The following is a 12531-nucleotide window of genomic DNA, read 5'->3' as shown; positions in this document are numbered from 1 at the left end:
CGAGATAAGTTGTGTCGCGATGGATGCGCATAAAAGTCCCGTAGCGTCCCCGCGCGGGACCCGCAACCCTCAGTCGAATTTGGCAGACGGAGCAAGCACTGACGCCTGTCCCTTAAGGACCGGTTTGCCATCCACAAGACATCGTGTGTCCAGCGTCACGCGGCGCTTTGAATAGTCGATTTCAAGGACTTCGACTTCTGCCGTGACGATGTCGCCCGGCCTGACCGGTGCCAGAAACTTCAGCGATTGACCAAGGTAAACGGACCCGTGACCGGGAAGCTGCTCGCCGATGACGGCCGAAATAAGCCCCGCCGTCAGCATACCATGCGCGATCCGGCCCGCGAAAATCGTATCGGCCGCATAAGCATCGTCCAAATGCACTGGGTTCCGGTCAGTGGACACTTCGGCGAACAACTCGATATCGCGATCCGTCACCTCTTTCGTCAAGGTGCAGACCATGCCGATCTCAATATCTTCAATTACAATTGTGCCGCGGGGCTGGTTGTCAAACATACCAAATCCTTCTCGCAATTTAATATCTTAAGAATTGTCCTTTACGCAACTTAATTACGGAACGGATTTGAAGGAGACAAGGATCATCTTGCTGCAAAGCAGCATTCTTTGACTCAAAGACGCAAAAGTGTCGTCTCGACCGCTGGTCCGAGCCCGTCTTCAAGCGTGGTTTGAGATTGGGGTTCAGGTGTCAGAACAACGACCGCCGTCAGCCCCAGAATCAGGACTGCAAGTGTCCAGATCGGCAAGGCCCCCGCCTCGTCCCTAATAAATGGCAGCATGACGTTAACCATGATGTCTGATTGCGGCAAAAAAAAGGCAGGCGCCGCTTGGTTCAGGTGTTGCGGATGACTTTCGAGAAAGCATCAAAAATGGGCTCAGCCCCAGCGATCAGGGAGCCACTTTCATGCGGTGCCTGATCACCCTCAAGGCTTTCAACCAAAGCACCTGCTTCTTTGGCGATCAACACGCCAGCCGCTATATCCCAGGAGTGCAAGCCCCGCTCCCAATAGCCGTCGTATCGGCCCGCCGCCACATAGGCGAGATCCAAAGCAGCAGCCCCAAACCGACGCACGCCCGCAACCGAGGGCATGATGCGCGCCAGATCTTGAAGCGTCGCAGGCAGGTCCGGACGCCCCCCAAATGGAATGCCCGTCGCAAAGATACTTTCGATCATTTTCGAGCGCGCAGACACCCGAAGACGGGTCTCGTTCATCCAGGCGCCCTGGCCTTTTTCAGAAAAGAAAAGCTCGTCCTTTGACGGATCGTAAACAACAGCCGCAACGATCTCGCCCTTATGCTCAAGGGCAATCGAGACAGCCCAATGCGGCAAGCCGTGCAAGAAGTTCGTCGTCCCATCCAGCGGATCAACGATCCACCGCCGTGTCGGGTCTTTACCCTCGACAGGCTCGCTTTCTTCGCCGACCCAGCCATAATTCGGACGCGCGGTCGTCAGGTCTTCTCGGATGATTTCTTCGGCGCGGATGTCGGCACGACTGACAAAGTCCCCCGCCCCTTTGGTCGACACCTGAAGGTTCTCCACTTCGCGGAAATCCTTGCTCAGAGACCGGCCAGCCTTGCGGGCGGCAAGGGTCATGACGTTCAGATTTGCGCTGCCTTGCATCGAGAAAACCTTTGTGATGATCGACGCCATTTACGGAAGGCGGCGCGTGTGAGCAAGCCCTAAAACCCCAACGCTCCTGCCATGAAACCCATTTGCCATTGCGTCACATAGGCCGCGAATGGCGTGACCTTGGGCGCGTCGCGCGTTTACACCCTTCCCTGACGGGGATGGTTTTAACAGCACGGGAGCACAACGCGGAACAACTACTTGCACAACTCATCGGTGATGCCGCAGGCGGCATCGGTGGCGGCAAAGCCGTCAAGGGCACCGAGATAGGCAACCTCATCGCAGGCGCAGTCGGCGGCGGCCAACTTCTTGGCGGCCTTCTTGGATCGGGCGCCGCCGCAGCGCGCGGTCTCGATATCGCAAGCATGACCAGCAAGCTTGTCGGGGGCGGCGTTGCAGGCCTTGTCGTTCAGGTCGTGCTCGGCACAGTCATGAAGAAAATGCGCCGCTAACGCTTTCACGGGCTTTGTGGCTTAATCAGCCCAAGGCCCGTGAAAACCTTCGCCGTCGCGATCCAAACGCTTAAACCCGTGACGGCCGAAGAAGTCGCGCTGTGCTTGGATCAGATCGGTCGTCCCACGGGCGCGCCGCAACGTGTCAAAGAACGACAAAGACGCCGCCATCGCCGGGACCGATTGCCCCTCTGACATCGCCGACGTCACGACGCGACGCAGCGCGGGCACCGTCTCTTTCAGGCGATCTGAAAAAGCAGGCGCGAGGATAAGCTGACCATGTGGCAGTTCCTCGCGGATCGCCGAAGAAATATCATCCAACAAAGACGACCGGATGATACACCCTGCCCGCCAAATTTCAGCGATACGCGCCAGATCAAGCGACCAGTCAAACTCGTCCGAGGCCGCCGCCAAAAGTGCCATACCCTGCCCGTAAGTAATGATCCGCGCGGCAAGCAATGCCGCCTCCATATCCGCCTCTGATACGGACGCCACCCCCGGACCCAAGGGAAACGCGAACTCAGCGGCAGCCCGTGTCTCGCGCAGCGCCGACCAGGACCGGGCAGCAACCGCGCTTTCGATTGCCGTCGCCGATTGACCCATTTTCAACGCCTCAATCACAGTCCAACGCCCGGTGCCCTTTTGCCCTGCTTGATCAAGGATCACATCAACGATGGGTTTGTCGGTTTCACCGTCCTTCGTATTCAGAATTTCCGACGTTATCTCAATTAGATAGGACTGAAGCGCGCCTGCATTCCACTGCCCAAACAAGGCCGCCATCTGCGCCATGTCGCGCCCGTCTGCGCGCAACAGCCCATAGGCCTCAGCGATCAATTGCATGTCCGCGTATTCAATACCGTTGTGCACCGTTTTGACGAAATGCCCCGCCCCGTCAGATCCAAGGAAATCCGCGCAAGCGTCGCCCTCAAACTTCGCGGCTATTGCCTCGATGATGTCGCGGATCGACGCATATGCCTCAGGTGTTCCGCCGACCATAATCGAGGGGCCATACCGCGCGCCCTCTTCACCGCCAGAAACACCGACCCCTAAAAACCGCAATCTCGCAGCTTCGATCGCCTTCGCGCGCCGACGCGTATCATTGAAATTAGCATTGCCTGCATCGATGATCAGATCGCCCGCCTCCAGAAGAGGAACCAACGCCTCGATCACCGCATCGACCGGCCCCCCAGCGTTCACCATGATTAACACAGCACGCGGCGGCATTAACGATGCCACAAAATCCTCAAGGCTTTCTGAAGGCTCAAGCCGTTCGGCCAAAGCGCCGGCATCGTCCACGACTGCGCGCGTTTTGCCCGGCGAGCGGTTGTGCACCGCCACATCAAATCCATTGTCCGCGATATTAAGCGCAAGTGCTGCGCCCATCGTGCCCATGCCAGTCACGCCAATTCGTGCCATTCAATCCCCCTATCGCCTGTCCCGCCAAGCTAGGCATCAGCGCGCCAGACGCAAGTGTCACGCTGCCTTGGGGGCGATCACACCTAGAAGAGCTTCCACTAAAGCATCATCGCGATGACGCAGCGGCGCGTTCAACGTGTCGGCCATGGCCATCCGCAACAACAGTCCTAAAAGGGCTGTGTGAACCGCGACCGCAGCCCGGCGCGCCTCGACCAATCGGGCATACCGCCCGCCTTTCAGCAGACAATCGGCAAGCGCGTCGTGCATTTCAGTGGTTGCGGGATGCATCCGGCCAAGCGTCGTCACCATCGCCCCATCCCGTCCCGGACGCTGCCCGATCTGCGGCGTCACGTACATCATCCGAAACCGGTCCAGATCAGACATGTGATAGACCGCCAAAGCCTCGACCAAGCCACGGATCGCGGCATCCGGCGCCGCGTTGGCCTTGATCGCTGACTTGCCTGCCGTGGCTTCCGCTTCAAGCGCCGGTCGCACCAAAGCTTCAAGAAGTCGGGCCTTGTTCGGAAACCAGTAAATTACCGCCTGTTTCGACACTCCGACCCGGCGGGAAATCGCCTCAAAGGTCAGCTTGTCCGGCCCAAAATCGCGGACAATGGCGCGCGCCGCCTCCAAAATCAGGTCTGCCGTTTTGGAATTGCTTTTAGCCATCCCGCCCCACTCATACAAAACACCAAGGCCTAGGGTACGCCCCAACTTGTCGTCGGTAAAGGACGCAAGCATCTGGAAACAATTGGTTTCCTTTTGAGAAACTTAGACCTCGACGGTGCGCTGCATCTGCATCGGGACCTTGCGCGCCAGTTGCAACAGATGCGCCATATAGGGTTTCGTGGTCTCATCGCTGCGTATTGCCGCATAAAGTCGCTTGCTTAGACCAACTTTGGTGACGGGTCGCGTCACATAATCCGAATGGTAGCGCACCTCGCGCACTACCCAATCGGGCAGAACCGCTACGCCACGATTTGAAGCGACCAAAAGCAAGATAACGGCCGTCAATTCCACTTGCCGCACGCCGCGCGGCTCGACCTTGGCCGGGGTCAACAGCTCGGAAAACACATCCAAACGCGACCGCTCCACCGGATAGGTGATCAACACCTCATCGCGAAAATCCTCGGCCTCGACGTAAGGCTTGGCCGCCAGTGGATGCAACGCTGCCGCCACGAACACCGGTTCATAGTCAAACATGGGCGTAAACGTCACATCCGCCAAAACCTCGGGGTCCGAAGACACTACTAGATCAACCTCTTCACGCGCCAATGCAGGCAAAGCATCAAACGCCAGCCCCGGACGAATATCCACGTCAACATCCGGCCAGGCTTTGCGGAACTCTTCCAGGACTGGAAACAGCCACTCAAAACAGGCATGGCACTCAATCGCGATATGCAACCGCCCCGATTTTCCGGACCGAAGATTGCGAAAATCATCCTCCATCGCCTCAACCTCGGGAAGAACCTTTTCCGCCAGTTTCAACAGCCTATGCCCCGCCGACGACAGTTTCAGCGGCTTGGAACGTCGCACGAACAACTCAAGTCCTGCCTGATCTTCAAGCCCCTTCACCTGATGGCTTAGCGCCGACTGCGTGATGTTCAAAAGGTCGGCCGCTCGCGCCAGACCACCCGCGCTGTGGATCGCGCGTATTGTGCGCAAATGGCGAAACTCGATATGCATACTTGAGCAGGCCTCATGAAGATTGTGAGAATTATGAGTTTGTTTCACATTTGGACTTATGAGACAAGATGCCAATAAGGAGTTGTCCCCCATGTCTCGTCCTACGATTTCATTTGAGTTTTTCCCGCCGCAATCACTCGAAGCCTCGTTCCGGCTTTGGGAAACGGTGAATACTCTGTCGCATCTCGATCCGTCCTTCGTCTCGGTTACCTACGGCGCGGGCGGCAACACACGCGCGCTGACCCACGAGGCCGTCGAAACACTTGGGCGTCACATGGGCCTCAACGTCGCGGCGCATCTCACTTGCGTTGACGCGACCCGCGCTGAAACCCTCGCCATCGCGGACCAATACGCCCGCGCAGGCGTCAACCGGATCGTCGCACTGCGTGGTGATCCCCCGAAGGGCGCGGGCAATTTCAAGGCACTTGCGGACGGCTTTGCTAATTCTGTGGAACTTGTGACGGCCCTTGCCGATACTGGAAATTTCGAGATCACAGTCGGCGCCTACCCCGACACCCATCCCGAAGCCGCGCATGACAACGCGGATATTGACTGGCTGAAGCGCAAGATTGACGCCGGGGCCTCAAACGCGATCACGCAATTCTTCTTTGAAGCCGAAGCCTTCCTGCGCTTTCGCGACCGTTGCACGGCCGCCGGTATCACCGCCGAGATCATACCCGGCATCCTGCCGATCGAAAACTGGCGCGGCACCCAACGTTTTGCAAAGTGCTGCGGCGCGCGCGTTCCAAACGAATTGTCCGCAATGTTCGAAACCGCAGAACGCGACGGGCGCACTGACCTTCTGGCCACAGCAATCTGCACCGAGCTTTGCTCGGACCTTCTTGATGAAGGCGCGAAGCACTTGCATTTCTATACGCTGAATAAACCCGGCCTCACTCGTGATGTGGTGCATGCCTTAGGCCTTGCTCCCGACGCGAGCCTCGCCAAAGTCGCGTAAAGCCGCGCTCTAGACATCCAGAACCGCATCGTCGGCAAACTCAACCGCGCGCGGCGACCGACCGGCCGCCGACGGATGCAACCGTTCGCTCGGGTCGCGCCCCACGACGCGCCTCTTGCGCGCCAGGAATATCTTGCCCCAGTTGCGCCAGGTCCCCACAGACGGAGCATCAGCGTTCATCTCGAACCACGTCCGCCAGCCTTCCGGCAACGGCAATGCGCAGCCTTCCAACCGCTCGACCATCCACACAAGCGGGATATTCGACAAAGGTCGCGCCGCCACAAATCCCGACAAATGCCCGCCCACATCGCTGTGACTGCCGCGAAACCAGACCTGCTGAATGGTCCCGTCCCAATCCGACCGTGTTTCCCATAACACCGGTTTAAATGCCTCACGGGTCTCATCCAAAGCCAACGCGTGAAACCCATGCTTAATTGAAAGCCCAAGCCGATGGTTGTGAAACGCGTGCTTCACCTCGCTCCAGCGCCACACAAATGGCGCACGAAACCCCAGCGACTTCACCGTATCAAAGACCGCGACCGCCTCGATCGGGGCCTCTGCGTGGCAAAACGCTGTTGTAAATTCCGCCACGATCTCGGGATCATGATTTTGCTGATAATGGCGATAGGCTTCGGTCACCATCCGCTCGGTCGCATTCTCTCGCCTCAATAGCCCGACCCGGTCAATCACGCCCGCCAAAGACCGCGCAGCGTAAGCCCCCCGCGAATAGCCCACCAAAAAGATCGTATCGCCGGGGCGATACCGCGACGCAAGCCAACCATAGGCGCGCCGGATCTGCCGGTTGATGCCGCGCCCCTCGATCACATTCAACGTCGCAGACCAATCGGTCCACTGCACACCCGCCTCGTAAAACAGGCTCACCGGCCTCTCCCCAACTTCGTCTTCCAGAAGCTTGTAAATCAGCCCGACGTTCGTCTCGCTGCCCTCGTCAAGCATCGACATCGTGCCATCAAGCAGGATCACATGGGTCGCCGCCTCGCGCACGATCTGTGGCGAGGACCGCTCGGTCCGGCGGAAAAAGCCTAATAGGCCTTTCAGGCGCTCGCCCAAAGCCATCAGAACCCTGACCCCGTCGGGCCGCAATTAAGAAACGTCATCTCCATGGGAAATGACCTAAGCCTCAAGCCTCGGATTTTCCATGAAATTCGCTGTGAAGTTTGTTGCGGTACCGATTAGGCAAGACAATCCGTAGTCACGACCTCGATGGCGCCGTAACCATTAAAGCGCGTGACCGTCGCCGTGGAATAAGCACCAAGCCCGTGCCAGACCAACCAATCACCCTCGGCCAGATCGCCCGGAAGCGGCACAGTGCCCGGCAACCGGTCCAGCGAGTCGCAGGTTGGACCGAACACAATATGCTCGACCGGCGCTGCCTTACGAATGCACCCCGAGGCAACCGGTTCGATGCGGTCAATGTTGCCAAGGATCGGCAATTCCGCCAGCCCGCCGTAAATTCCGTCGTTCAAAAACACCGCCCCGTCTTCGCGGATTGCTTTGACGCGGGTCGCAAGACTAAAGGATTCCGCCACCATCGCGCGCCCCGGCTCACACACCAGCGTCGGCACATCCGCGCCAAACGCGCGCAGGGTGGCAGTTTCGATCGCGGCAAAGATTGCCTCAAGGTCAGGAGCCCCGCCCGTGCGGTGCGCCGCATATCCGCCGCCCACGTTCAGACGCACAAGCTTAACGCCCGCCCGCTGTGCAACTTCCGCACAAATATCGATATAGGCCCGCCAAGCTGCAGGATCAGCGCATTGCGTGCCCGGATGAAACGTCATCGACGCGGTAAAGCCAGCCTCGGCAACCGCCTTCAAAAGCGCGACTGCCAACTCTGGGTCCGCGCCAAACTTCGCGCCGAAATCATAGATCGCGCCCTTCACCGGCAGGCGCAAGCGCACCGACACTTCGGCCGACAACGGCACGCCGCCGCGAACCAATTTTCCAAGTTCACCCAGCGAGTCGACCGAATACGACGCCACACCATGCCCGATGGAAGCGGCAACCTCTGCCTCTGACCGCACCGGGTTGTTGTAGTGAAGCACCGCGCTCGGCATCAGCTGTTTCACCCGCGCCATCTCAAACGGCGACGCCACATCGAACGCCTCCACACCGGCAGCCATCAGATTTTGAAGCACTTCCTCGGCATCATTCGCCTTGACCGCATAGGTCACAAGCCCGGGAAAACCCGACAAAAATCGCCTGGCTGTCGCCTGCAAAATCGACGGCGCAAAATACAGCACCGGATGGTCCGGACGCTGGGATAAAAGATGCCGGGACGGGGCGGAGTAAAGGGTGGCAACCAGAGACATCAGCGTTCCTTCTGCAATGCCAAAAGTGGTAAAGTTACACAGTTTTACCGATTCAAACTGACGAAAGATATTGTATATTCGACGATTTAGATGCTATTATGTTACAAATCGCCGAAGCAGGACTGCATATGGACGAAATTGATGACACTTTGATCGAACTTCTGGTCGAGAATGCCCGCATGCCCGTGGCAAACTTGGCCACAAAAATGAACCTTGCGCGCTCCACCGTTCAGGCGCGGCTCGAGCGCCTTGAGCAAAGGGGCATCATCACCGGCTACACCGTGCGCCTTGGCGACATAATGCGGTCCGAGCGGCTGCGTGCCACCGTGCTTTTGCAGATCGACCCGATGAAGCTTCCCGCCGTCTTGTCAAAACTCAAAGCCCTTCCCGAGGTCCGCGCCGCCCACACGGCATCGGGCCGCTTTGACCTCATCGTAACGCTCTCGGCACAGACCACAGAAGTCCTCGACAGCGCGCTTGACGCCATCGGCACCGTCAACGGCGTACGTACCTCGGAATCGCTGATCCACCTCACGACCAGGATCGACCGCCGCGCATTCTGAAACACCTCATATCGCCCCCCCGCCGATCACGCCTTTTCCTCACGCGACGGCCACGCTAAAAGCCACGCGCCAGCAATGAAGAAAGCGGACCCCATGCCGATGCACAAGACATTCGATGCTCAAGAAGCCGAAGCCCGCCTTTACGAGGCTTGGGAAACCGCAGGCGCGTTCAAAGCCGGGGCCAACGCGCACGATGGGGCCGAGACCTTTTCGATCATGATCCCGCCCCCGAACGTCACCGGCGTTCTGCACATGGGCCACGCCTTCAACAACACGCTGCAAGACATTCTGACCCGCTGGCACCGGATGCAGGGACACGACACGCTCTGGCAGCCCGGCCAGGACCACGCAGGCATCGCCACACAGATGGTTGTCGAACGCCAGTTGGGCGAAGACGGCAAACGCCGCACCGACTTCACGCGTGAAGAGTTCACCGCCAAAATCTGGGATTGGAAACAGAAATCCGGTGGCACGATCATCGAACAGCTAAAGCGCCTCGGTGCCTCCTGCGACTGGTCCCGCAACGCCTTTACTATGTCCGGTGCACCTGGCGCTCCTGCGGGCGAAGAAGGCAATTTCCACGATGCCGTCATCAAAGTCTTTGTTAAGATGTTTGAAGACGGGTTGATCTATCGGGGCAAGCGCCTCGTCAATTGGGACCCGCATTTTGAAACCGCTATTTCCGATCTCGAAGTCGAAAATATCGAGGTCGACGGCCACATGTGGCACTTCAAATACCCTCTCGCTGATGGGGCGACCTACGAATACGTCGAGAAAGACGAGAATGGAAATGTCACCCTGCGCGAGGTCCGCGACTACATCTCCATCGCCACCACGCGCCCCGAAACCATGCTCGGCGACGGCGCGGTCGCGGTTCACCCTTTAGATGAACGCTACGCCTCAATCATCGGTAAATTATGTGAAATCCCGATTGGACCGAAAGAACACCGCCGCCTGATCCCGATCATCACCGACGAATACCCTGACCCTGACTTCGGCTCGGGCGCAGTCAAAATCACCGGCGCGCACGACTTCAACGACTATCAGGTTGCCAAGCGAGGCAGCATTCCTATGTATCGCCTGATGGACACGAAGGGGGCGATGCGCAACGACGGCGCGCCCTACGCCGAAATGTCCGCCACCGCGATGTCCGTCGCCATAGGCGAGCGCACTCTGTCCGAAGCCGAAGCCGACACCATTAACCTAATCCCCGACGATCTCCGTGGCCTCGACCGGTTCGAGGCGCGCGAGAAAGTCATTGCACAGATCACCGAAGAGGGGCTTGCAGTCACCTATCTCCACAAGGAAATCGACCCAGAAACCAACTCCGAAGACCTGAGCCGCCGTCCGCTTGTTGACGCCAAGAAAATCATGCAGCCCTTCGGAGACCGCTCCAAAGTGGTCATCGAGCCCATGCTCACCGACCAATGGTTCGTCGACACCGACAAGATTGTTGGCCCCGCGCTGGAAGCTGTCCGCGACGGCACGACCGAAATCCTCCCCGAGCAGCACAAGAAGGTCTACTTCAACTGGCTGGAAAACATTGAGCCTTGGTGCATCTCGCGCCAGCTATGGTGGGGGCATCAGATTCCGGTTTGGTATGGTTTTGACCTCAGTGGCGCAGGCTTCAAGGACGATGAAGGCGACGGTGCACTCGACGAAGTTGAACTGAGACGTCTATTGTCCGACCAGTCGCTGCTCAAAGGCGACGAACACCACCACGCTGCCGCCAGTTTCGACGACGTTACAACACGCTTCGGAGATGTCCTTTCAACGCTACCGACACCGCTCCACCGCGCTCGTGTCGTCGAGGTCGAAGACCGTAGCGCCGCAGTAAAAGCAATTGCCGCAAGTCTCGCCGACTACAACATCAGCCAAGACCCAACGCATCTCGTCTACCCGGTCTACCGCGACCCTGACGTCTTGGACACATGGTTCTCCTCCGGCCTCTGGCCCATCGGCACCCTAGGGTGGCCCGAACAAACCGAAGCGCTCGACAAATACTTCCCCACTTCCGTCCTCGTCACCGGCTTTGACATCATTTTCTTCTGGGTCGCCCGGATGATGATGATGCAATACGCCGTCGTGGGTGAGCGGCCCTTCGACACCGTCTACGTCCACGCGCTTGTGCGCGACGAGAAGGGAAAGAAGATGTCGAAATCTCTTGGAAACGTCCTAGATCCCCTTGAACTCATTAACGAATACGGTGCTGATGCCGTTCGCTTTACGGTCACCTCAATGGCCGCAATGGGCCGCGACCTGAAACTCAGCACTCAACGCATCGCAGGCTACCGGAACTTCGGAACCAAGCTTTGGAACGCCTCGCGTTTCGCCGAAATGAACGGCGTCTTCGGCGCGCCTCGCTGGCAACCGGGCGAGCCCCTGAACGCCACCGCCAACAAGTGGATCATTGGTGAAGTTGCAAAGACACGCGAGGCCGTCGACGAGGCCCTTGCCGCCTTCCGCTTCAACGACGCCGCCAACACGCTCTACGCCTTCACCTACACCTATTGCGACTGGTATCTGGAGTTCTCCAAGCCACTGTTTGACACCGACGACGCCGACGAGACGCGTGAAGTCATGGCCTGGGCGCTCGATCAGATGCTGACGCTTCTGCACCCGATCATGCCTTTCATCACCGAAGAAATCTGGGGCCTCTCTGCCAGCCGCTCCAAAATGCTGATCCACGCCGACTGGCCCACATACGGCAGCGAACTCGTCGACGACGCGGCCGTCTCCGAAATGCGCTGGGTCCGCGATGTGATCGAAAAAGTCCGTCGCATCCGTGGCGAAATGAACGTACCGAAATCGCTCAAAGCCCCGCTCCTGCAACTGGCCTGCGACGACACGGGCAAAGCGGCCTGGGCGCGCAATGAAGTCATCATCTTGCGCGACCGCGAAGCAGGCATCGAAAGCCTGACCCCCGCCGACACCGCCCCGAAAGGCGCGGCCACCATCGCCGTAGACGGCGCAACATTCGCACTCCCGCTCGAGGGCCTGATCGACGTGGCGGCGGAAAAATCCCGCCTCGAAAGGTCGCTGCAGAAACTCGCAAAAGAACTCGGAGGCATGCGTGGCCGCCTCAACAACCCGAAATTCCTCGAAAGCGCGCCAGACGAGGTCATCGCCGAGACGAAGGAAAACCTCGCAGCGCGACAAGAGGAAGAAACGCGCCTGAAAACAGCGCTGGATCGCCTCGCCGAGGTCAGCTAAACGGCTTCTTTGGGTCAATAAATTCCAGGCCGCGTGGGGGGTGCAGCCTCCCCAACCCAAGGCGGCGCCCCAAATGCGCGGAGCTATACGCTACCTTACGATCCGATCGATTGCTCGCGTCACGCCGAGTGATTTGTCGCAAACCAAAGTTAGCACTTGCCGCCCCGCAGGCTTGGTTGCCACCACCGGCACAAACCGCGCCCCGGCTGCTGCGGCCGCCGTCACCGTGAATGTTCTTCGGCTCATCATCGTCAAAAGCCCCCTTTAGTTG

The 12531-nt window shown here is 58.7% G+C and carries 13 protein-coding genes; 5 read left to right on the top strand and 8 right to left on the bottom strand.

Annotated elements, in window-relative coordinates:
• Positions 1-69: 69 nt before the first annotated feature.
• From AC221Y_RS12780 to AC221Y_RS12770, 3 genes are all read right to left on the bottom strand, one after another.
• A complete protein-coding gene (locus tag AC221Y_RS12780) occupies positions 70-513 on the bottom strand; it encodes a MaoC family dehydratase (RefSeq protein WP_299751472.1) in 444 nt (147 codons plus the stop codon).
• Between the two features lie 113 nt (positions 514-626).
• Positions 627-794 (bottom strand): hypothetical protein, encoded by a 168-nt coding sequence (locus AC221Y_RS12775; protein WP_299751475.1) that lies wholly within the window; start codon positions 792-794, stop codon positions 627-629.
• Positions 795-847: 53 nt separating this feature from the next.
• The gene (locus tag AC221Y_RS12770) at positions 848-1636 is read right to left on the bottom strand and encodes an inositol monophosphatase family protein (protein ID WP_299751514.1); all 789 of its coding nucleotides are present in this window, start codon (positions 1634-1636) and stop codon (positions 848-850) included.
• A gap of 92 nt (positions 1637-1728) precedes the next feature.
• Here AC221Y_RS12770 and AC221Y_RS12765 point away from each other — a divergent pair, with 92 nt between their 5' ends.
• The gene (locus AC221Y_RS12765; protein ID WP_486707447.1) at positions 1729-2094 is read left to right on the top strand and encodes a hypothetical protein; all 366 of its coding nucleotides are present in this window, start codon (positions 1729-1731) and stop codon (positions 2092-2094) included.
• A 21-nt stretch (positions 2095-2115) separates the two neighbouring features.
• On the opposite strand, the gene gndA is transcribed toward AC221Y_RS12765, so the two are convergent.
• From gndA to AC221Y_RS12750, 3 genes are read right to left on the bottom strand one after another with little or no spacing between them, the layout of a single operon-like run.
• Positions 2116-3510 carry an NADP-dependent phosphogluconate dehydrogenase gene (gene gndA / locus AC221Y_RS12760; protein ID WP_299751481.1) on the bottom strand — a complete coding sequence of 465 codons (1395 nt, stop codon included), beginning with the start codon at positions 3508-3510 and terminating at the stop codon, positions 2116-2118.
• Positions 3511-3567: 57 nt separating this feature from the next.
• A complete protein-coding gene (locus AC221Y_RS12755; RefSeq protein ID WP_299751484.1) occupies positions 3568-4251 on the bottom strand; it encodes a TetR/AcrR family transcriptional regulator in 684 nt (227 codons plus the stop codon).
• A 30-nt stretch (positions 4252-4281) separates the two neighbouring features.
• On the bottom strand, positions 4282-5196 hold the full coding sequence (locus tag AC221Y_RS12750) for a LysR family transcriptional regulator (RefSeq protein WP_486707446.1): 915 nt from the start codon (positions 5194-5196) through the stop codon (positions 4282-4284).
• Positions 5197-5287: 91 nt separating this feature from the next.
• Between AC221Y_RS12750 and metF the strand changes: the two genes are divergently transcribed.
• Positions 5288-6154, top strand: coding sequence for a methylenetetrahydrofolate reductase [NAD(P)H] (metF, locus tag AC221Y_RS12745; RefSeq protein ID WP_299751490.1), 867 nt, complete (start codon positions 5288-5290; stop codon positions 6152-6154).
• A gap of 9 nt (positions 6155-6163) precedes the next feature.
• Here the strand turns inward: metF and AC221Y_RS12740 are convergent, their stop codons facing one another.
• Together AC221Y_RS12740 and AC221Y_RS12735 are read right to left on the bottom strand one after the other, a co-directional pair.
• Positions 6164-7231 (bottom strand): DUF2235 domain-containing protein, encoded by a 1068-nt coding sequence (locus AC221Y_RS12740; RefSeq protein ID WP_486707448.1) that lies wholly within the window; start codon positions 7229-7231, stop codon positions 6164-6166.
• Positions 7232-7347: 116 nt separating this feature from the next.
• Positions 7348-8484: a type III PLP-dependent enzyme gene (locus AC221Y_RS12735; RefSeq protein ID WP_299751493.1), complete on the bottom strand. Its 1137-nt coding sequence runs from the start codon at positions 8482-8484 to the stop codon at positions 7348-7350.
• A 128-nt stretch (positions 8485-8612) separates the two neighbouring features.
• Here AC221Y_RS12735 and AC221Y_RS12730 point away from each other — a divergent pair, with 128 nt between their 5' ends.
• The 3 genes from AC221Y_RS12730 (at position 8613) to AC221Y_RS12720 (ending at position 12528) form a co-directional block, all read left to right on the top strand.
• Positions 8613-9047: an Lrp/AsnC family transcriptional regulator gene (locus AC221Y_RS12730; protein ID WP_299751496.1), complete on the top strand. Its 435-nt coding sequence runs from the start codon at positions 8613-8615 to the stop codon at positions 9045-9047.
• A 93-nt stretch (positions 9048-9140) separates the two neighbouring features.
• Complete coding sequence (locus AC221Y_RS12725; protein ID WP_299751520.1) at positions 9141-12260, top strand: valine--tRNA ligase; 3120 nt, start codon at positions 9141-9143, stop codon at positions 12258-12260.
• Positions 12261-12333: 73 nt separating this feature from the next.
• Positions 12334-12528, top strand: a complete 195-nt coding sequence (locus AC221Y_RS12720; RefSeq protein WP_299751499.1) for a hypothetical protein — start codon at positions 12334-12336, stop codon at positions 12526-12528.
• Positions 12529-12531: the final 3 nt, after the last annotated feature.

The organism is Boseongicola sp. (genome assembly GCF_057460485.1).
The sequence above is the reverse complement of the archived record's forward strand: the minus strand, read 5'-3'. Positions and strand labels throughout refer to the sequence as shown.